General features: G+C 47.3%; 24 protein-coding genes and 1 pseudogene. 22 read left to right on the top strand and 3 right to left on the bottom strand.

The features are described 5' to 3' along the window. Window positions 1-53 precede the first annotated feature (53 nt). From AC2204_RS02645 to AC2204_RS02630, 4 genes and pseudogenes are all read left to right on the top strand, one after another. On the top strand, window positions 54-497 hold the full coding sequence (locus AC2204_RS02645; RefSeq protein WP_318923892.1) for a hypothetical protein: 444 nt from the start codon (window positions 54-56) through the stop codon (window positions 495-497). After that, window positions 490-645, top strand: coding sequence for a hypothetical protein (locus tag AC2204_RS02640; RefSeq protein ID WP_318923890.1), 156 nt, complete (start codon window positions 490-492; stop codon window positions 643-645). Before AC2204_RS02645 ends, AC2204_RS02640 begins: the two co-directional genes overlap by 8 nt. Further along, a complete protein-coding gene (locus tag AC2204_RS02635) occupies window positions 638-1219 on the top strand; it encodes a gp16 family protein (RefSeq protein WP_318923889.1) in 582 nt (193 codons plus the stop codon). The genes AC2204_RS02640 and AC2204_RS02635 overlap by 8 nt, the downstream gene beginning before the upstream one ends. A 580-nt stretch (window positions 1220-1799) precedes the next feature. Then, window positions 1800-2065, top strand: a pseudogene (locus AC2204_RS02630) (IS5/IS1182 family transposase); the annotation flags it as partial. Between the two features lie 87 nt (window positions 2066-2152). Here the strand turns inward: AC2204_RS02630 and AC2204_RS02625 are convergent. Both AC2204_RS02625 and AC2204_RS02620 read right to left on the bottom strand, forming a co-directional pair. Beyond that, window positions 2153-3130 carry a zinc-binding dehydrogenase gene (locus AC2204_RS02625; protein ID WP_318923887.1) on the bottom strand — a complete coding sequence of 326 codons (978 nt, stop codon included), beginning with the start codon at window positions 3128-3130 and terminating at the stop codon, window positions 2153-2155. A gap of 148 nt (window positions 3131-3278) precedes the next feature. After that, complete coding sequence (locus AC2204_RS02620) at window positions 3279-4256, bottom strand: alpha/beta hydrolase (RefSeq protein ID WP_318923886.1); 978 nt, start codon at window positions 4254-4256, stop codon at window positions 3279-3281. Between the two features lie 116 nt (window positions 4257-4372). Here AC2204_RS02620 and AC2204_RS02615 point away from each other — a divergent pair, with 116 nt between their 5' ends. The 10 genes from AC2204_RS02615 to AC2204_RS02570 all read left to right on the top strand — a co-directional run bounded on the left by AC2204_RS02615 (window position 4373) and on the right by AC2204_RS02570 (window position 12247). Continuing rightward, on the top strand, window positions 4373-5245 hold the full coding sequence (locus AC2204_RS02615; protein ID WP_318923884.1) for a LysR family transcriptional regulator: 873 nt from the start codon (window positions 4373-4375) through the stop codon (window positions 5243-5245). 419 nt (window positions 5246-5664) lie between these two features. Then, a complete protein-coding gene (locus AC2204_RS02610) occupies window positions 5665-6075 on the top strand; it encodes a Mor transcription activator family protein (protein WP_318923882.1) in 411 nt (136 codons plus the stop codon). A 460-nt stretch (window positions 6076-6535) separates the two neighbouring features. Continuing rightward, window positions 6536-6958, top strand: coding sequence for a DUF5675 family protein (locus AC2204_RS02605; RefSeq protein WP_318923881.1), 423 nt, complete (start codon window positions 6536-6538; stop codon window positions 6956-6958). Between the two features lie 40 nt (window positions 6959-6998). Beyond that, window positions 6999-7547, top strand: a complete 549-nt coding sequence (locus AC2204_RS02600) for a hypothetical protein (protein ID WP_318923880.1) — start codon at window positions 6999-7001, stop codon at window positions 7545-7547. Window positions 7548-7659: 112 nt separating this feature from the next. Then, entirely contained in the window at window positions 7660-7968 is a 309-nt protein-coding gene (locus AC2204_RS02595; protein WP_318923879.1) for a DUF2730 family protein, read from the top strand. Beyond that, on the top strand, window positions 7968-8264 hold the full coding sequence (locus AC2204_RS02590) for a VpaChn25_0724 family phage protein (protein WP_318923878.1): 297 nt from the start codon (window positions 7968-7970) through the stop codon (window positions 8262-8264). Before AC2204_RS02595 ends, AC2204_RS02590 begins: the two co-directional genes overlap by 1 nt. Before the next feature lies 1 nt (window position 8265). Next, entirely contained in the window at window positions 8266-8847 is a 582-nt protein-coding gene (locus AC2204_RS02585; protein ID WP_318923876.1) for a DUF3486 family protein, read from the top strand. Beyond that, complete coding sequence (locus AC2204_RS02580) at window positions 8847-10430, top strand: terminase large subunit domain-containing protein (protein WP_318923875.1); 1584 nt, start codon at window positions 8847-8849, stop codon at window positions 10428-10430. Before AC2204_RS02585 ends, AC2204_RS02580 begins: the two co-directional genes overlap by 1 nt. Before the next feature lie 30 nt (window positions 10431-10460). Then, entirely contained in the window at window positions 10461-11792 is a 1332-nt protein-coding gene (locus tag AC2204_RS02575; RefSeq protein WP_318923874.1) for a DUF935 domain-containing protein, read from the top strand. Next, window positions 11789-12247 (top strand): phage virion morphogenesis protein, encoded by a 459-nt coding sequence (locus AC2204_RS02570; protein ID WP_318923872.1) that lies wholly within the window; start codon window positions 11789-11791, stop codon window positions 12245-12247. The genes AC2204_RS02575 and AC2204_RS02570 overlap by 4 nt, the downstream gene beginning before the upstream one ends. A gap of 92 nt (window positions 12248-12339) precedes the next feature. Here AC2204_RS02570 and AC2204_RS02565 read toward each other — a convergent pair whose 3' ends face one another. Then, window positions 12340-13425, bottom strand: a complete 1086-nt coding sequence (locus AC2204_RS02565) for a M23 family metallopeptidase (protein WP_318923871.1) — start codon at window positions 13423-13425, stop codon at window positions 12340-12342. Between the two features lie 229 nt (window positions 13426-13654). Here AC2204_RS02565 and AC2204_RS02560 point away from each other — a divergent pair, with 229 nt between their 5' ends. From AC2204_RS02560 to AC2204_RS02525, 8 genes are all read left to right on the top strand, one after another. After that, window positions 13655-13807, top strand: coding sequence for a helix-turn-helix domain-containing protein (locus AC2204_RS02560; RefSeq protein ID WP_413466653.1), 153 nt, complete (start codon window positions 13655-13657; stop codon window positions 13805-13807). A gap of 177 nt (window positions 13808-13984) precedes the next feature. After that, a complete protein-coding gene (locus AC2204_RS02555) occupies window positions 13985-14119 on the top strand; it encodes a phage virion morphogenesis family protein (protein WP_413466657.1) in 135 nt (44 codons plus the stop codon). 454 nt (window positions 14120-14573) lie between these two features. Further along, window positions 14574-15644, top strand: coding sequence for an AAA family ATPase (locus AC2204_RS02550; protein ID WP_318923870.1), 1071 nt, complete (start codon window positions 14574-14576; stop codon window positions 15642-15644). A gap of 18 nt (window positions 15645-15662) precedes the next feature. Beyond that, complete coding sequence (locus AC2204_RS02545) at window positions 15663-17843, top strand: S8 family peptidase (protein WP_318923868.1); 2181 nt, start codon at window positions 15663-15665, stop codon at window positions 17841-17843. Window positions 17844-18130: 287 nt separating this feature from the next. Then, window positions 18131-19255: a phage protease gene (locus AC2204_RS02540; protein WP_318923867.1), complete on the top strand. Its 1125-nt coding sequence runs from the start codon at window positions 18131-18133 to the stop codon at window positions 19253-19255. After that, complete coding sequence (locus AC2204_RS02535; protein ID WP_318923866.1) at window positions 19255-19641, top strand: hypothetical protein; 387 nt, start codon at window positions 19255-19257, stop codon at window positions 19639-19641. Before AC2204_RS02540 ends, AC2204_RS02535 begins: the two co-directional genes overlap by 1 nt. Before the next feature lie 46 nt (window positions 19642-19687). Beyond that, window positions 19688-20587: a Mu-like prophage major head subunit gpT family protein gene (locus AC2204_RS02530; RefSeq protein WP_318923864.1), complete on the top strand. Its 900-nt coding sequence runs from the start codon at window positions 19688-19690 to the stop codon at window positions 20585-20587. 161 nt (window positions 20588-20748) lie between these two features. Beyond that, entirely contained in the window at window positions 20749-21036 is a 288-nt protein-coding gene (locus AC2204_RS02525; RefSeq protein ID WP_318923863.1) for an HI1506-related protein, read from the top strand. Window positions 21037-21100: the final 64 nt, after the last annotated feature.

Here is a 21100-nt window from a genome sequence, read left to right as displayed (position 1 = left end):
AAAAGTACACGCCCCCGCGTGGGGCTTCGTACACTCTGAATTTGGGATTGAATATGGATGAGAAAATCACAAAAGAACAATGGGTAGCCATTGAAAAAGAGCTTTCGCTGTTAATTGCTAGTGTTCATTTTAACCTTGATGGGCATGAAATTAGTGTTGGGCGGAGGCTTGTTCGTGAAGGTGTGACTTCGTTGTTTGTTTATATTGATGGGGAGATAAAAGGTGGCTGGTATGTAAATAAGTTTGGAATTCGTCCGGCTGTTGTTGAAAAAGTCTGGCGTAAACGGAGTCAGGCTTGTTATTCACCATCAAAAATTCAGCGAATAGAGAAGTTGCACGGGAAACGCAATGCGAAAAAGTACTATCCGGAATTACATAAAAAACATGAGTACTTAGACCCAGAATTTACTAAAGCCTCCGTACTGGTTCGTCAGTTTAAGAAACTTGATGGTTTGACGTTGGTTAAAGCCAGCTGCTTGGAGGCCGCCAATGGATAACGAATTAATTGAAGAACTTATGTCGGTCAGCAATATGGACAGGTATGCAGCCGAACAATGGGCTGATAAACATTGCAAAGGGTGGCGGACTGAGCCACGAGCGAAGGCAAACCGCATTCTTACGGAGAAGGAGGCCGCCAATGGATAACCGCAACCGCCTAATTCAGCTCATCCATGTCGGCAAGCGCGAACTGGCACTTGATGATGACACTTATCGTGCTCTGCTGTTTGCCAATGGTGAGCATTCCAGCTGCAGAAAAATGAACATTAAACAGCTTGAGCTGGTGCTGGCCGTGATGGAGATACAAGGATTCAAACGTCAGGGGAAGGTCGGTAAAACACCGTTTAAACGCCGTTTAAGTCCCAAAGCAGGCAAAGCCAAACACGCTGAAATAGACAAAATCCGCGCCATCTGGATCACCATGGCTCAGCACGACATCGTGCGTGATCGCAGCGAATCGTCCCTTGATGCTTACGTTCGCCGTATCACTAACCGTAATAAAGGCGAAGGCGTTGAGCATGTAGGCTGGTGTGATGCCAACCAAGCCTACATGGTGCTGGAATCGCTCAAAAACTGGCACAAGCGAGAACTGGCCGATCGGATGAAAGAAGCGGGGTGGACAGTACCGCTCAATCGTAATGGCACAGGGCTTGCGGGATATCAAACCGTAGTCGAAGGGTATGAATTTATGGCCAGTCAACGGCTAGGTGGGAAGCGATGAGTGAATCATAAGCCATTGTTTTAGAAGCGCAAGAACCACAGCAATACGTGAATTAATGATAAACCGCCTTCAGGCGGTTTTTTATTGCAGTCCGTGGCAGTTCCAGACCTTTCTTACACGTACATAAAACACGCTTTGGTCACATACCGTCTTAGACCAAACAACTCGAACCTGAACCATTGGCAGATCCGTTTCTGGCTCGGTTCTGCCCCATTGCAGTTTAAAGCAGTTACTCAAAAGCAGATCTTGCCACTGAAAACATAGTACTTTTTCTCATGATTGTTAGCTGAGAAGCGATGCTAGAAAACTCCCATTTTCTTTATATCAGCATTTCTAATCAGATAGTTCCATCTGCATTATTATGCTGTTCTGTTGTAAGAGATAACATTGGACAAGATATTCTCAGAGGAAATCTCTACTTCACCCAATTTATATAATTTGATGTATAGAAAACTGCCTAGGTATTCGGAGGGGAGGGGCAAGTGAGCATGGAGGACGCAGCGTAAATACATAAAAGTTAGAAACTTATTCATAATCAGTGATTAAAAAATAACGCGACGCAATAATTTTTTTGCAACTCATTGATGTGGAAGGGCACTGCAAAATTCATGCGTTCGCCCTACTGGAGAACGTGGCTGACAACGAGGTCTTGCCGACCTTGCTCAACCCGCTCCAGCGTCGGTTACATCAGGAGTCAGGCGATGGCGCTTACGATATCCGGCGGTCACCGCGCTGAAATCATGGTGAAAACGTACCTCTAGCTACCATTAGCGGTCGCTGGCAGAAACGGCAATGTCCCGTTACAAACAGCTGGTGAGCCCCAAGCTCAGCCTGCGTAACTACAACAGGGGGGCTTGTGGAGTCAGGCATTTCTTATCGTAGTCTGACTCCAAAGGCCATATAAAATGATCGCTCTTAACTCATGAGCATTAATTATGGACGAAGCAGTACTTTACCCTTGCGCGATGATTGTAAGCTTGCTGTTACCGCATTTTTTACATCATTCATCGGGTAAATCGAATCCACTGGCAACTTCAGTTTTCCTGTTTCTGCCAAGCAGATAAGTTTCTCCATCATTGACTTCCTTTTTTCCACTGCCATGGACTGATTAATCTTCTTCTGCCAAAAACCTTTGACCGTAATCTGCTTGAAAGCAATGTCTGCAGCGGGAATATGCATCGGCTCTCCTGACATAGACCCAAAGGAAACAAGCAGGCCATTTTCACCTAATAATGCAGTCAGCGCTTCAGTTGCGGCTCCTCCAACGGAATCAATGGCATAACTGATAGAAGTTCCACCTGTCAGATCATGAACTCTTTGTTGCCAGCCTTGGTTGGCAGTCGAAACGACATACTCGATACCTTGCGCCGCCAACGCTTTTTTTGTTTTATTGTCACGAACTAGACTGATGGTATTCACACCCTGCTCCCTTGCAAGGATCGACAATGTTTTACCAATAGCTCCACCTGCCGCATTTTGAATGATCCATTGTCCTGCTTTCGCATTCAAAAATTCAAGTAATAACAGCGCACTAAATGGCATAGAACCAAGCTGCGCACCAACCTCATCACTGACTGTATCGGGAACAACCGTTAATATCTCTGCTGGGGCCAAGAAATATTCAGCCCATACCCCCATAATGGGTGACCCCACAACACGCTGGCCCAGTGTGAGCTCTTTGACTCCTTCACCTACAGCATCGATGATCCCTAAGGCCTCGCTACCACCAATTGCTGGCAAATTGGGCTTGTGGCCATATGTTCCACGGACTGTCCATAGGTCGTGATTATGAATAGGGGATAAAATTGTTTTGACTCTAACCTGATTAAAACCTGGTGATGGAAGAGATGTTTCTTCTTCATTTAGTACCTCAGAAGGCTCACCAAATTGATAGTAAATCGATGCTCGCATAAAACTTCTTCTTAAATACGGTTTTCATAAAATTCTAGACATCATATTCCAAGTGCGTTTGTCACTGGATGATTGGCAAGAATTGACTTGTGTGATTTTAGTTGTTGAACACTGTAGAAAGATGAATAAAATTATTGTTATTTTTCAGCTACTCACTAGTGATACGCATTAAAATATCGCTATCTGGTTTTGTGAAAAGAGAGGCGAGTATTTCAAAGTGGTTGACACCACTCACCTCTGTCACAGATATGTTGTAATCGTGCCGTTGTAATTTCTCACTGTAGTTGAGGGATTGCCCTTTGAGCTCTGGTTGCTCATCACCACCATAGTAAATATACATCGGTAGTGAGCTCTTGTTTGCTGGGTGAATGTTGTTTATTGGGCTTAGCTTGACAATTTCATTGTCACTCAGTTGTAAGGCGGCACCAATCTTCTTTGTCGCAGCAATAGGCGATAGATCAAATAGGCCACTGATAGGCAATATGGCTGAGTTGACAACTGGGTGATCTTTCCAGAAGGCTGCAAGATGGCCACCTGCAGAGTGCCCAGACAAGTAAACTGGCATTCCAGACATATTGTTATCTTTCATATACGTCTGTATGGTATCAAGAGCCCGGCCAACCTGATTGACTAAGGCTGTCATGCTCACTCGTGGAATAGTTTTCCCATCTACCATATTCTCCTTTGTGAGGTCATACTCAATTAACATAACATCAATATTCTTTTCTAGCAGCAGCTCTCCGATAAAAGCATAAGAGTCCTTAACCTCGCCTTGCCAATAACCACCATGAATAAAAATAAACACACCACGGGTGTCTTTGTGACTGAATCTTGGGTTATGGAAATGGTCAAAGCTTTCTCGAGAACCAAGGCCATAATGGACATTTTTTTTATAAATGTATTTATTGTAAACAATCTTACTTTTGTCTTTAAATGCAATCAGTTGCTTACTAGCTTTATCTAAACCTATATAATTCAAGGTGTCGTAATCTTCAATATCTGGTTTATTATTGATATGCAAACTGCTTATTATTGTTTTTTCTTGAGTTACGGGTTCACTCGCTTGTGTCGACATAACAAAGACGAGGTTCAACATGACAATCAGACTCACAGGTTGAAGGCTCACAGATACTCCGGTAGCTGGTTTGTAGTAGGTTTAGAAGATAATCGAAACCGCAGATGAATAAACGCAGTATTATTACAACTAACTCATGCAAAAATGCATCTTGACCAGGAGCTAAGATGAATTGGGACGACGCCAAAATTTTTCTGGCCCTCTATCGCGAAGGCACCCTGAGGGGCGCAGCCCGCAGAGTGGGTGTTGATCAGGCCACGATCGGTAGACGTATCGCCGCTATGGAGCACGCGTTATCAGCCACGTTATTCCTACGTACCTCGAAAGGTTATCTTCTGACCCAGATCGGTGAGGTGGTGCTCGCCAGCGCCGAGCGGATGGAGCTAGCAGCGACTGATTTCGTTCGCGCCGCCCAAGGGGTCGATAACCGATTGGTAGGAGAGGTGAATGTGGCAACAACCGATACCCTAGCCACGGACTTCCTGCTACCAGCCTTTGGGGATTTGCATCGCAATCATCCTGATATAAGGGTGATTCTCAAGACTTCCACGCAGGTGGTTAACCTGACCCTTCGTGAGGCCGATATAGCCATTCGCACGGTGAAGCCGACCAACCCCGACTTGATCATCCGCAAGCTAGCCTCTTGGCCGGTTGGTCTCTACGCTTCACAGGACTATCTGGCTCGACATGGTCTGCCGAAGGCGGGTAGCGGCTTTAGTGGCCACTCCTTGGTTGTTTACGAGCCCCATTGGCAGAGCTCCCGCTTCGCCACTGTAATGGAAGAGCCTGCTGATGGCGCTAAGATAGCTGCAGGGGTAGATACTAGCCTGATGTTACGCCAAGCGCTTTTGATGGGGCTGGGGCTTGGCGAGATGGCTGTACCGCTGGCAGAGCAAGCAGGATTGGTGCGGATCTGGCCAGAGCGACAACTCCCCACCACCTACGAAATATGGATGGTCACCCATCAGGATGTGCAGCAAGCTGCACGAGTCAGGGCAGTTATTCATGCCATCGAAACAGCATTCGAGGTGGTGTTTTAAACCTTGGCTGAAATGGTTATTGACGGTTGCATAATGTCCATCTAAGCGATGGTCTGTCAGACAGCTATAGAGACTCAGATTAACAAACAGGGGGATAAATATTATATACCGCCCTTGGCATGTAAATGATACTTACCCTCTGCAACAGTCCAGTATTTTTCGAACGGGACTGTCGTCCGAGTCAGTCAGTTCCAGACTGACTCACTTCTGTCCAAAAGTGAGATAGAACCGGTCACTCAAAATAGTCTGCTAATTGGCGTCCCTGTAACTCACGGGCGATGGAGAATCAGAACAATATATGGATGAGTGCTAACCGCCTACGGGCGGTTTTTTTACCCCCGCCCGGAAGCCTTGTATTGACCCGGAGATCAATCATATAGCTAAATAGGGAGATCGAAATTAATCCTCGGGGGGCAGTAATGGAACAGCAGCAGGAGATTTTCAAAACTAAAACGTCAGAGCTGGAACTACTGATCAATAGTGTTTCTGAAATTGCTGATGACAATGTGCGCCAGCGTTGGCCGTCCACCTTACAATCATTGAGTGAGGTTCTAAATAGCGAACTCAAACGGGCCAAGATTGATGCGCCCCATCTGGCCGACAAACTCACCATCGCCCTGGGCCATTACTTCGGTGGCCGCGACATCTACATCCCCAACGGTTCTAAACTGAAATCCGCCCTGCGTAATATCGAAATTTGGCGTGAATACAATGGCCGTAACATCGAACAGCTGGCTAATTACCATAAACTGACTGAACGACAAATTACCGAGATAATCAGAGAGCAGCGCCAGGCTGAAGTGAAACGCAGGCAGAGAAGTTTGTTTTAATTTGTGGACTACAAATAAATAACCCGCCAGGTTGGCGGGTTTTGGTACTGATGTGGTGTGTTTAGTTAAAGGCGATCTTTAAGCATGGTCAGTAGCGTGATGATGCCGCCGGCCAACAGTTTCACGAGAGCTTCCTTGATTATCTTACTAAGTAGCTTTTTCAGTTCTTTCATGAGCGATCTCTTTGCAAATTGAATGTTTCTTCTTTATGTGCAGATGATATCGTGTCTAGAGTGGCTGGCTAAAATTAGATAGGTATCGCGAAAAACCCTCAACGTTCACTATGAGATTTTGTTGCTGATAGGGCTCTGTTTTTTCTTTGAATTTGCCATAATTGTTCACGCTAACTGCTTTATATTTCAGCAGTCTTTCCTGAAAGAACTCGACAACACCTACCTAGCTATTCCCCATAACATCAACGTAATCAAAACGATTTTCAAATCAGATTGCGGGGATGCACATGGACAAGCTATTTCTCAAACGCCGTTATTTTCCTCACGGCACCTTTTCAACACTCCATACCAAAGACGGCGAACAGCTGTGCTGCATCGTCGAGCGTGAATGGGATAACAACAAACCGAGCATTTCATGCGTGCCGTCAGGTACTTATCGGTTCATCCCCCATCAGAGCAATAAGTTTGGCACCTGCTATGCGCTCGAAGCGCCGACGTTAGGTGTCACCCGTTATGGGCCAAGCCTGCGCACCCACTGTTTACTTCACAAAGCCAACCGAGCCAAAGAGCTGCAAGGCTGCCTCGCACCAGGCACACACTTTGGCGTAAGCCGTGGTGAGTGGGCTGTGGCGAACTCTGAAGAAGCATTCAATGGACTAATGACCTTTTTAGGTGGCAAGGAATGGCAGCTGGAAATCATCACCGCGTAGCCGTTGCAGGCACATATTCATTATTAGGAGTACATAACTAATGGACCCATTCACTATTTTCGGCCTGGCGAAAACCTTGCTCTCTGCCGGGCCGACGTTGATCAAAACCGTTGGTGGAATGTTTGGCGACAGTGCCAGCGAAACGGCAGTGCGGATGGCGGACAAAATTGAGCAGATTGACAAGTCCATCGTCCCGTTTGAAGTGAAGCAAAAGCACGTGGCCAACGAGCTGAATAAGCTATCGCCGGAAGAGCTGGAACGCATGGGTAAGGTACAGGTCGAGTTGGCAAAAATCGAAGCCGAACGCGAAGCCCGCCAGCTGGAGCATCAAGAAACCATCTTCGCGACCGGGCAGCAAACCATTCAGGCTGGCGATAAATCACAGAGTAAAAAGGTTGCCGCCTGCCGCCCGAACCTGGCCTATATCAGTGCCATATCCGGCTCGCTCTATGTGCTGGGGGCCGAAGGATTACAGGCGTTTAGTAAAGGTGACGGGGCCGACATGGTTATCGCGGGGATCATGTTCGCGTTGGCAACGGCCTATATGGGTATTCGTCACCGTGAAAAAGGCCAGGGAACGGCCACGTAAGGCTGGCTATTTAAGGCGTAGCTACACAAGGAATAAACCATGTCAGATGCTGTAGACAGGGCCGCAGTCGAAACCGTAATAGAAAAGATAGTTAAAGAAGAGAAACGCAAACATGGACGGTGAACTGATTAAAACCTGGTGGCCCGTTGTGGTAGTGGCGGGTGGCCTTGTTGGTGCCGGGGTGTTTGCCTGGTTATCCAATCGCTTTGCGACCAAGAATGACCATAACAAGCTGACAGAGCGAGTGGCTGCGATAGAGAAAGAGCAGGCCAGTCTGCCTTCGCGTGATGAGTGGCACCAGATGGATAAGAACGTGGTGAAAGTGACCACGCAGAATGAATCTATTCTCGCTTCGATGAAGAGCATCGAGAACCGTCTGGCGATGCTGTACGAAAACGAATTAAGACAGGAACAAAAATAATGGCTATCTCACAAATTATTGTTGAGCACCAGCGCCTGGTGATTCTCCGGTTGTTGTCGGAAGTGCCAGGGTATGACCTGAATGAATCCATTCTGCAGGATGGGCTGGATCGTTACGGGTTGGATATCAGCCGTGATGCTCTGCGGGCTCAGCTAGAGTGGTTGCAGGAGCTGTCGCTGGTGGCGCTGGAAAAGTTGGGCACAACGTATGTTGCCACATTGACAGTACGCGGTGGGGATATTGCGGTCGGTCGTGCCACGGTATCAGGGATTAAAAAGCCACGCCCAGGTGAATGATATGACGGATAAAACCGATAAAGCCACCCGTGGCCGCCGCAGCAAAATCGACTTGTTGCCTGATGATGTAAAACAGCTGCTTGACGGCTTGCTGCGTGATGGCAAGAACAGCCAGCAAGAAGTGCTGCAGGCCGTGAATGAACACATAGAACAGCAAGGCTTACCCGAAGACTTGAAACCGAGCCGCAGCGGTTTGAATCGTTATTCATCTCGCATGGAAGCCATCGGCAAAGATCTGCGTGAAGTCCGTGAAGTCTCGCAGGCGTTGGTGTCGCAACTGGGTGATAAGCCAACGGGTGAAGTCTCCAAACTCATCCTTGAAATAGGCCGCACCCAGCTGTTTAAAGCCATGATGAACGCAAATGAAAAAGAGGGTGAGGTCGATATCGGGATGATCAAAGATGCCATGTTAGCGGCGCAGCGCCTCGAAAGTGCCGCAATGTCGAGCCATAAGCGGGAAAAAGAGATCCGCAAGGCGTTTGCCGATGAAGCGGCCAAGGTGGCGGAAACCGTCGCCAAGAAAGCCGGAATGACCGCCGAAACGGTTTCCAGCATCAAGAAAGAAATATTGGGGATCGTCTAATGGTCAAAGAAGCACAGACCCTCGAACCTCGTCCCTCTAAATGCGATACGACATTTACCTTTGACCCTGATGAGCTGCTGCTGGGCTACCAGAAACGCTGGATGGAAGATAAGTCGGTACTGAAGATTGCCGAGAAATCCCGCCGTACCGGTTTGACCTTTGCCGAGGCGGCGGATTCATCGCTAACTGCAGGCACCGCCAAAGGTCAAGGCGGTAGCAACGTCTTCTATGTCGGCTCGAATAAAGAGATGGCGCGCGAATTCATTGATGCGGTGGCCATGTGGGCCAGGGCGTTTAATAAAGTCGCCAGTGAAGTGCAGGAAGAAGTGCTCACCGATGAAGACAAAGACATCCTCACCTTTGTGGTGTACTTCGATTCCGGCTTTAAGGTTCAGGCGCTCAGCTCCAACCCGTCTAACCTGCGGGGCATGCAGGGCACCGTTATCATCGATGAAGCCGCCTTTCATGATCGCCTGGCCGAAGTGCTCAAAGCGGCACTGGCATTAACCATGTGGGGCGCAAAGGTGCGTTTAATCAGCACCCACAATGGCGTTAATAACCTGTTTAACTCGCTGATTAACGATTCGCGGGCAGGCAAAAAACGCTATAGCGTTCACACCATCACCCTTGATGATGCCTGCAGGGAGGGGCTGTATCAGCGCATCTGCCAGATCCAGAAAATCGAATGGACGCGACAAAAAGAGGACGAGTGGAAAGCTAACCTGCTCAACGATACCGCCACCGAAGACGATGCCCTGGAAGAGTATTACTGCGTTCCCAAAGCCTCCAGTGGCCAGTATATCCCATCAGTACTGATTGATTCCGCGATGAAGCACGGTCCTGACATTTTGACCATTGAAGCCCCAAAAGGGTTTATGGAATGGAGTGACGGCCAGCGCAAGGCACACGTTGACGACTGGTGTAAACGGGTCTTAAAGCCGGAGCTGGAAAAGCTCGATGCCAGCCACTCGCACTCGTTCGGGGAAGACTTCGCCCGCAAAGGGGACTTGTCCATCTTCGTCCCCTTGGGCATTCGCCCCAACCTCAGCAAATACGTGCCGTTCGTGGTCGAACTGCGCAACATGACCTATGACGGCCAGCGGCAAATATTGCATTACTTACTTGAAGGGTTGCCCCGCAAACGCGGCATGGCCTTCGATGCTACCGGTAACGGCGGCTATCTGGCGGAATCGGCCGCGCTCAAATACGGCACCGATATGGTCGATCAGGTGTCATTGAACGATCCCTGGTATCGCGAATGGATGCCGAAACTCAAAGCCGAATTTGAAGACCTCAACATCGACCTACCCCGCCATGAAGATATCAAAGATGACCTCAGCCACATTCAGGTGATCAACGGCGTTCCCAAAATCGACAAAGGCAAAAGCAAAGGGCAAGACGGCAAACAGCGCCACGGTGATTTTGCGGTGGGGTTGGCTATGGCCGTCCGTGCCAGTTGGATGGACGGGGCCGCGATTGAATTCACACCACTGCCTGCCAAGGGCGAACTGACCGAAGACGATGATCTGTACGCCGATCTGTTTCATGAACCAGGGCATGCGTTCGATCAGGGCTGTTATTAATCGCACTGTTATTAAAGAAGGAACTGCCACATGGCGACGTCAATAATTGAAGATTTATGGGGCCGCCCCATTGAAACGGAAGATCTGGACGAGCAACAAACAGAATCTGACTCTAAGCTGATCCAACTTAAACGCCACTTTGCCGGGCATCCGTCATCAGGGCTTACGCCATCGAAACTGGCAGGCATCATGAAACGTGCCGAAGACGGTGACTTGATCGCCCAGTGCGAGCTGGCCGAAGACATGGAAGAGAAAGACGCCCATATTCAGTCAGAACTGGCAAAGCGCAAAATGGCCCTGCTCAATATCGACTGGAACATTCGCCCGCCACGCAATGCCACAGCAGAAGAGCAGCGCGATGCCGACATGCTGCAAGAGCTGCTGGAAGATGCGACCTGGCTAGAAGATGCCTTTTTTGACATGGCCGATGCCACCCTCAAAACCTTTTCCAATCTCGAACTGAAATGGGAAATGATAGAAGGGATGCACAGCGTCACCGGCTACGACCACCGTGATCCGTCCTGGTTTCAGACTCATCCGGATAACCGCAACCAGCTGCGCCTGCGTGATGGCAGCCACGAAGGGGCCGAGCTGAACCCGTTCGGCTGGATCTCCCACACCGCCAAGGCGAAGTCGGGTTATCTAAGCCGCCGTGGTCTGGTGCGGGTACTGGCCTGGCCGTTCCTGTTTAAAAACTACAGTATTCGCGACTTGGCCGAGTTCTTAGAGATCTACGGTTTGCCAATTCGCCTCGGCAAATACCCCGAAGGGGCAACCGAGCGCGAGAAATCCACCTTGCTCCGGGCAGTCATGTCGATTGGCCATAACGCGGGCGGCATTATTCCCAAGGGAATGGATCTTGATTTTCAGGATGCCGCCGATGGGGCCAGCGATCCGTTTATGGCGATGGTCAACTGGTGTGAAAAATCCCAGTCAAAAGCCATTCTGGGCGGCACCCTTACCAGTCAGGCCGATGGCAAAACCAGCACCAATGCACTGGGTAACGTCCATAACGAAGTGCGGGAAGAAATCCGCGATTTCGACCTTAAGCGTATCGCCGCCACCTTAACCCGCGATTTGGTGTTCCCTCTGTATGCCTTAAATGGCAAAAGCTATCGCACCCGCCACCGTATTCCCCGTTTTGAGTTTGATCTCACCGAAGCCGAAGACATTGAGCTGCTATCAAAGGCTTTACCTGGCCTGGTTAATATGGGAATGCGTATCCCGCAACGTTGGCTTCATCAAAAAACCAGCATCCCCATAGCAAAAGAAGGGGAGGCCATATTAGGGCAACGCAAATCAGGCCAAAACCCGGACAGTGAAGGTGCATCCACCCCACCAAACAAGAGCCATAAACTATGAGCAACTCAACGTTCGCCATTACCTTGCCAGCCATGCAGTCGCCCCGGCGCAAACTGCATACCATCCTTAAAAAAACAGCAAGCCTCCAGCCGCTGTATCAGCAAATCGGCGACTACCTGTTAACCGTCCATCGACAACGTTGGCAGCTGCAACAGTCGCCAGAAGGGCAGTCATGGCTCCCGCTCAGTCCTGACTACCAGCGCAGCAAGCCCGCCGCCAGCGATCTGATCTTGGTATTGAATGACCACCTGCGCCAGAGCCTCAGCTATTGGGGTGACGATCAGGGGCTCAGCTTCGGCACCCCGCTCGAATACGGCGCAATCCATCACTACGGCGGCAATACCGATATGTCGCCGCAAAATGCCGCCATTCCCGCACGCCCGTGGCTCGGGGTTTCCGATGATGATATTGAACAGATCAACCAAATTCTGAAACAGTATTTAAAAGAACAATAAACACCGTTAAATGAATTTATATAGACTGCGTGTATGTGTGTGGGGTGAAGATTAAACTTTATCCTCTTATGAAAATCAGACAAACCTCAGTACTAACGAGCAGGGTTGTCAACACGTTGAAACAGGCACACTTTGCGTTGTTCACGCGTATCGTATAACCAAGTATGTCGACAATCATTATCATAACTGTAACGGCCAGTGTGGACTTGGTATGGGCCAAACTGAACACCCTGCAAGGATTGAAAACGGCCTTGGAAAAGTAAAGAAAAATGCAAATGCGGTCCTGTGGATGAACCGCCTTCACAAAGTGCTATTGAACGTTGATTCGCATAAACACCTAACTTGGTATCTCTCGTTACCCATTGGTTATTACCCACCTGAATCCCGTCCATATGATAGTAGTTAGTTGCCCATCCATTAGGGTTGATCACTCTTACTTGGCAACGAGACATCACAGTCACATAACCATCGTGTGCGGCTGTAACACTATAAGTTGGAGCTCCCCATTTTGGCCAATCATAAGACACATCTATAGATGACAAAGGAAACCCAGAACCACTGTGCGAATGCGGGCCATTAGGCACCCATGCGTAGCCTTGTCGCCATGGCCATTGCATGAGGCCAGAATCAGCAAGAAAAGGCATTGCTGATTTTACTTCTGGCGTTGGGATCAGCAGATCAAACCACATTTCATATTGACGTTGCCAAATATGCCAAGCAGCTAGTGTAGGTAGTTGCTGTGCCACGGCCAAAGTTGCGGGGTTGTAATTTTGATGGGTCAGTGATGTGTGTGAATCGTAGTAGTAGAAATGTTGTGACAGTTGATTTGCCACGGCTTTAATGTCATTAACTGTCGGTGTTTGCTTTGGATGAAGAATCGCCAGTGTCGTTAATAACACTCTAGGATCGACACCCGTTGCTCCAGCCCAATGCTGAAGTGGTTCTTTAAGCGTTTGCCATGAAGGTTGGGTATCCGCTAAAAAGCTATCGAAATCAAACGGTCGAAAGTAGGGCTGGTAGACAAAATCGTTATCACTGATCAAAGCACTTGGCAGTTTGCTGCTTGTTAACTTTGCCAGTGGGATTTCGTGGGGGGTGATGTTGGGATATAAAGAATGTGCCATAGCGCCACTACTTATACCTAACAACACTAATCCGAAATACATCTTTCTTAACATGAACGGGCTCCTTTTGCGCCAAATTGCATATCAACTTTAGTACTGTCTGCGCAATGGGGAGTTTTAAATGTGCAATTTTCGAAAGAGCCCACAAGTGGGTGTAAATAAATGCAAATGTGTGAATGGTTAATGAGTTTAAAGACATAGATGACAATGAAAGCTCATGCATTAAAATGCATCAGGTATTTGATTTCACTTACAATAATAAAAAAACATTGTCTATCAACCAATGGCACCAATAGGAAAAAAACTTATATCGCTCCAGTGGGTTCAGGATGGACTAACGATTAACGAAGTTGCGGCGCTCAGTGGTTACAACAATGTAAGTGCTTATATTGAAGCATTTCGTCAGCGTTTTGGTGAAACACCTGGTATATTTTAATCCAAAGTGAGCTAATTAGTTCAGACATGACAATCGTTACGCCCAGGCAGTGTTAATGGCCAACTTCACAAGTAACGTTTTGTTCTGGTTGCTAATCTGAATGCGCCTATCGACAGCTGAACTACCAGGCATCCCCCCCAATCCTTCAAGTTCGGCACCAATTTTGAGTACGGCGCGATTCATCACTTCGGTGGTTCATCCGACATGCGCCCGCAAAATGCCGCCATTCCAGCTCGTCCCTGGTTGGGTGTTTCCGATGCAGATACCCAGCAGATTTATCAGATCCTCGGTGATTTCCTGACTGCAGACTAAAGCGCCTGTAACCCGCGCTAAGCGATTGAGTGGCTTTCTGGTGCAACGGTGTGGATGGGAAATGGTTAAACGTTTACAGGAGGATTTAAACGGGAAACTGATTGATAAATTAAGAAGATAGGCTATCTAGATCCTATTAAGAATGAGTTAGCTGCAGCTTAGCTAACTCATTTATGCCCCCATAATCATTTAGATTCAAAACTCATTCACATATTGTTTATCTGGATTTGCCGTATCTATTCTATTGAGCGAGGCAAACGTAAGACTTGTTCCTCTCTAACTCACTATCTGATACAAAGTTAGACTTTCATGCTATTAAATCATTTAATTTCAATGTGTTAAATGAAAATGTAACTTTCGCGGTAAACTTTTATGGAAAGTGGTTATGTTATGGTTCATAATTTACCGTATTGTTTACCACTAATTAATTCTTAGAATTTAAAACAGGATTAAAATGGACAGCAAAATTTTGCTAAATTTCATTGATACAGCGTTGTCTGGAGACGTTCAAGCTGTACAGATGTCTTTGAGAAAGTTAGCCAGCAAAATAAGAACAACAGACCATAAACTCTATGAACAACTGACGAATCGACTCAGTAATACTGTTGCTCGAAGTGTACAGTTGAAAAAACCAGTGCCTGTAGATTCAGATAGCCGTCAAAATTTGGTTAGAATTGAGCAGCCTGCATTATTTGAGCAACAACCCATCCATGATGAAACAACTAGCCTGCACCTTAATCAAATAATCAGAGAACGTTTTTTAAGTGAGCAACTTTTAAACGCAGGTCTTCAACCAACTAAAAGTATCATATTTTCGGGACCTCCCGGCGTTGGGAAGACTATGTCTGCTCGCTGGCTAGCTTCAAAACTTGAACTACCTTTACTTATTTTAGATTTAGCAACGGTAATGAGTAGTTTTTTGGGTAAAACAGGAAGTAATATTAGAGCAGTTTTAGATCACGCATCTTCATATCCCTGCGTACTATTGCTTGATGAATTTGATGCTATTGCCAAACGTAGAGATGATGATAGGGAGCTAGGGGAGCTTAAACGACTTGTTACTGTATTACTTCAATCAATAGATGACTGGCCCGTTACCTCTGTTCTTATTGCAGCAACAAACCATGGTGAACTTCTAGATCCTGCAATCTGGAGAAGATTTGATTCTGAGATTAATTTTGAGCTGCCCACTCTGGATATGAGAGAAAAATACATTGAGGAGTACTGGCCTGAGTTTGCCGTAAATAAAACGTTTCTTAGCTCGCAATTTGACGGTAGTTCATACAGCGATATGGATCGTTCAATAAAGAGGATAAAGCGTGAAAGTATTTTATCCAATATGGAAGTAAGCACTCTGGTTAAAGAAACAAATAACCTGCCAATTGACCAACTCTCTATGAATGAGAAGAAACGCATAGCTGTAGAGTTACATTTGGCGGGAGAATCACAGCGCACTATTTCTGAAAAGCTTAGTATTAGTAGACCGACCGTAAAAAAAGCTATTGATTCGGCTAAAATTAGTTAATAAGAATAAGGAATATTTATGAAGAACGTCATCATTGGCTATGGTGAAACACTAACTGACACTGTTGAGATAAAGAGTGGTGGTGGTGATAAGAATCACCCCTATTCTGAATATGAATCACGAAAGAGGTTTGTCCAAGGTTTAGGCCAAACATTATCACAACTTGATTCTAAACCAGAAATTGAATGTGCCAATGGTGAAATTGTTGTTAAGTTTATACAACATCCGGCTTATTTGGCAAAAACATATTACCCCAAAAGGCTATTCCAAAAGTATGGTATGAATGATCTTGGTTCAAAACCAGTGATGGTAAAACCAGAAAAATGGGCTACAAAAAAGCATCCAGTGCAAGCTGTTTCATCATGCATCTATGTTTCAGGAACTAAAGCTGAATATCATAAGCTGATGTCTGATGTTAAAAGCGGTAATATTGATGGAACAACGCTCAATTCCATTCGTACTTTTGAAAGTATTTTGAGTGTTGAGCGAAAAGAAAAAATAAAAGCAATAACTCAAGAATCTAGCACTCTACGGTTGGAAGTTGTAATTCATGCATCTGAGCATGACAAATCTGTAATAGATGACTTTAAAAAATATCTTCACTATCTTGACGGAAACCTTGAAGAAGCTCGTGTTAAAGTAGTCGGTGGTTTAACTTTTGTACCTGTTAACTTACCTAAAGGGCATGAAGAAAAACTGGCTGATTTTTCACACTTAAGGGCGTTAAGAAGTGTTCCGAAATTGCGGTTTAATAAGCCGGATGTAATAAGAAACGTTATAGCAAGTGATATAGTTCTTCCTATGTACCAGAGCTTAAACAACAACTTTAAAGTCTGCATTTTTGATGGTGGTATGGGAAATGCACATGCGCTTGGTCCGTGGGTCAATGAAATAATACCTGAAGATGTCACTTCTCTACACCCAAGCTTATTGGCTCATGGAAGTGAAGTGTGTTCTACATATCTTTTTGGGCCCTATATCAATGAAAAGTTAAGCTCACCGTATACGAATGTGGATATAGTCAGAGTTTTATCACCGGATGATGATGATCCCGATTTATTTGATGTGTTAACTCGAATAGAAAATGTATTGAAGCAAAAAAAATATAAGTACATCAATCTTAGTTTAGGGCCACGTATGTCCGTTGAAGATGATGACGTGCATGTATGGACGTCAGTACTGGATCAGTACTTACAGGACGGTAATTGTTTAGCAACAGTTGCGATTGGCAATGACGGTGATTTGCCGGGTGAATTGTCCAGAATTCAACCACCTAGTGATATGGTTAATAGCTTGTCAGTTGGCGCATGTGATTCGACTGACGATACCTGGAAAAGATCTTCATACAGCTGCATTGGGCCTGGTAGAAGTCCGGGGGTAGTTAAACCTGATGGTGTAGCCTTTGGAGGTTCAAACGAAAATCCATTTATGGTTTACAGTCCTTTGACACATCAAATAATAGGGACTATGGGAACGAGTTACTCAGCACCTTCAGTTCTTCGTGTAGCTGCGGGTATTGATGCTATAACCGATTTCGATTTAACCGCGACAACAATAAAAGCCCTGATGGTTCATAAAACAGATAAACAAGAAAACGACATTAAAGAGGTTGGCTGGGGAAGATTCCCTCTCAATCCCGAAGAAGTTGTTGAATGTTTAGAGGACGAAGCAACTATCATTTTCCAAGGTACTTTAAATTCTTCTCAACATGTTAGGATCCCGGTGCCTCTTCCTAAGAATATTGATTGCACGTGGGTACATTTAAATGCCACTTTTTGTATAAATACACTAACCGATCCTGAACACCCACTTCACTACACGAGAAGTGGGCTTGAAATTACCTTTAGAGCTAATAAGGAAAAGTATCCTACTGAAGGGAATCATCCAAAACCGTCAAGCTTCTTCAGTTGTGGTGAGTTGTATTCCAATGAACATGAACTTAGAGACGACGCTCATAAATGGGAAACATGTTTATCAAGAAACAAACGATTTAAAAGGACTACGTTAAATGAGCCGATATTTGATGTTAAATATCGTGCTAGAGAGCAGGGAGCATCTGCTACAGAACAGCTTCCACCTATTCAATATTCTTTAGTTCTCACAATTCGCTCTCAAGGTGATTCGTCAATTTACAACAGCATACTGCAACAGAATCAGACATTGCAGCCAATTAGAATCTCTAATCAAATTCGTTTGTAAGAATGCAAATTATAAAGGACGGATAATAACGAACTATTGGTAGTATTTTATAGCAACACTGAGACCTAACTCAAACTAAGTCATCGGGGCTGGTCTTAGATCTCGGACCTTATAATTTCACATGGTTTCATGAATCTAAGCGACCTAAGTTAGATATAATCTATCTAATTCGTTTTTATCCTGCATCGGCTTAGTGTGAGCACTCTAAGCCGTTTCTGCCTAAATAAACCCTCATTCCCGAACCCCTTCCACCACGCCCCCTAGCCAAATAGCGCCATCATGGCGCTATGAAAACATCAAAACGCACTCAAATCGCCCAGGCAGTTTTATCTGCCAACCATACCGGTAAGGTTGCCGTACTGGCCGCTGACTTAAACCAGTCAGATAACGGCTGGCACCAGCTGCTGCCTGCGGGCAAGTTCAAAGCCCGTGACGGTCGGCCACACGATACCGCTGATGGCCATTGGCACATCGATGCCGATATTGCCGCGCAGATGATTGCGGCCACCAAAGCTACTGCACCCAAAGTGCTAATCGACTACGAGCATCAAACCCTCAATACCGCTGAGAATGGTCAGAAGGCAATTGCGTCCGGCTGGCTGAATAGTGATATCGATATTGAGTGGCGAGAAGGGCAGGGTTTATATATTCGCCCCGATTGGACCGATACGGCGAAAGGCCATATCGACGCCAAAGAGTACGCCTTTCTTTCTGCTGTTTTCCCCTATGACAAACAAGGTCGCCCGCTACTGCTGCGCATGGCTGCTATCACCAACGATCCCGGTGTAGTAGGTATGGAATCGCTGGCAGCGCTGGCGGCTGACTTCAACCTGTACGGTCAAACGGAGGATCGTAATGTGAATGATCTACTGAAAAAGCTGCTCGGCAAGCTCGGTATCGAACTCGCTGACGATACGCAGCTAACCGACGCCCAGGGCGAGGCGGCGTTAACCGCGATCGATGCCCTCAAAGTCAAAGCGGATAAAAGTGGCGAGCTGGAAACCAGTATCGCGACACTGAAAGCCAAACAAGGCAGCGAAATCGACCTGACGAAACACGTGCCGGTAGAAACGTATAACGGCCTGGTTCAGCAGATGGCGGTGCTAAAAGCAGGCTCTGATACCGGCAGCATTGAAAGCACCATCAGTAAGGCCAAAGACAAAGGCCAGATTGTTGAAGCAGAAGTGGACTACCTGACTCAGTTTGGCAAGCAGCAAGGTGTGGCCGCGCTAACCGCAATGTTAGAAAACCGCCCGGCCATTGCGGCCCTCTCTTCGCAACAAACGGCGGCCCGGCAGACTACAAACCAAACCAAGAACGATGACGATCTGACAGCAGAAGAGCTGGCCGTGCTCAAGGCGTGTGACCTTGATAAGACCGCGTTCCTGGCAGCCAAAAAGGATAACAGCTAATGGGAGAAGCAAAACGAACAGGCACCCGCCGAGATTATCCGGTCAAAGGCGGCCAGTACATCGCCGGTAATGCGGTGGTGATGTTGGCTGCAGGGTTGGCCGTCGGTTTCGCCAGTGCAGCCGCGACGGATATCTGTGCCGGTGTGTCGAATCTCGGTGTAGACAACACCGCGGGTTTTGATGGTGAAACCCGTATCGGTGTTGAGGTTGGCGAGCACAAGTTTCTCAACAGCGGTGATATCGCTAACGCCGATGTGGGGGCTGATGCCTTCTTTGTCGATGAGCGCACCTTGTCAATGAGTAGCGCCACCAATACGCGGCCCAAAGCCGGGGTGATCACTCAAATCGATGATGACGGCGTGTGGGTCAGCCTTGGCATCAAGTAGGCCGGGGCATACCGGATAGAGCCAAATAGTTTGGAGCAATTAACACATGGACATTAATCAAAAGAATTTAAGCGCCCTTTATACGGCGATTAAAACCGCCTTTAACACCGGAAGCGGCAGCTATAAAGCACTGTGGCCGCAGTTCGCGACCATGGTGCCTTCATCGACGTCGGCGGAAGCCTATACCTGGTTAGGTCAGTTTCCCCGATTGCGTGAATGGGTGGGTGATCGCCAGGTCAAGAAACTGGCCAGCCATGATTACACCCTAAAGAACAAAAAGTACGAAAGCACCGTCGCCATTCCTGCCGAAGCCATCGACGACGATGCCTATGGTGTGTTTATGCCGCTGTATCAGGAAATGGGTTACGCCAGTGCCTCGCATCCTGATGAAATGCTGTTTGCCTTAATGGCGGCGGGCTTTACCACCAAGTGTTACGACGGCCAGTACTTCTTTGATCCCGACCATCCGGTAGTAAACCCTGAAACGGGTAAAGAGGAGTCGGTGGCGAACATGCAGGCGGGCGCGGGGGTGCCATGGTTCCTGCTTGATACTCGCCGACCGCTCAAGCCGTTCATCTACCAGAAGCGTAAAGACTATCGCCTCAATGCGAAAACCGATGCGGGTCAGTCTGATCATGTATTCATGGCAGACGAGTATGTCTATGGCGTCGATGGTCGCGGCAACTGGGGCGTCGCGTTCTGGCAGCAAGCCTTTGCGTCAAAAGCCGCTTTGGATGACACCAACTTTGATGCGGCAGTCAGCGCCATGATGGCGTTTAAATCCGATGAAGGCCGTCCGCTGGGGATCATGGCTAACGTGCTGGTGTGTGGCCCGAGCAATCGCAGTGCGGCGAAGAAAGTGCTGGAAGCCGAAAACAAAGCCCAGGGCGAATCGAACACCAACTACAAGGCCGTCGAGTTAGTCGTGGTGCCTTGGTTGGCGTAGTGACTCAGTAGCGAGTTTCGAGAGTCGAGGGGCTAGTTTCGAGTTTCGAGTATCGAGTAACGAGAGCCTAGCTTCTCTCTACTCTCTACTCGCCACTCGCCACTCGCCACTCGCCACTTTTCACTCGTTCCTTGTCCCTTATCTACGGAGATCTTCATGTTATGGAAAAATGCAATATTATCGATAAAAAGCTGGTTGTTAAAAGCGTGGCGCACGATGGCTACCGCCGTGCAGGCATGGCGTTCAGCGCCGGGGAGAACATTCTGGCTGCGGGTACAGTTACCTGCTCGCAGCTGGCCATGCTTGAAGCAGATCCACGCCTTGCAGTGTCGTATGCCGAAGCAGGTGCGTCAGACGATACGCCAGGGGCACTGGTTCAAGGACGTATATCTGACGGTGTAAACAAAAAAAGTAAAGCGAAGTCGAGCAGCAAGAGTCGAGGAGAGTAACGAGACTCGAATCAGGAGATGCTTTTCCTCGGTTCTCGTCCCTCGCCACTTAAATTAGGAGCCC

It is taken from the genome of Photobacterium sp. (assembly GCF_057456235.1).
This window is presented reverse-complemented; position numbering and strand designations above follow the sequence as displayed.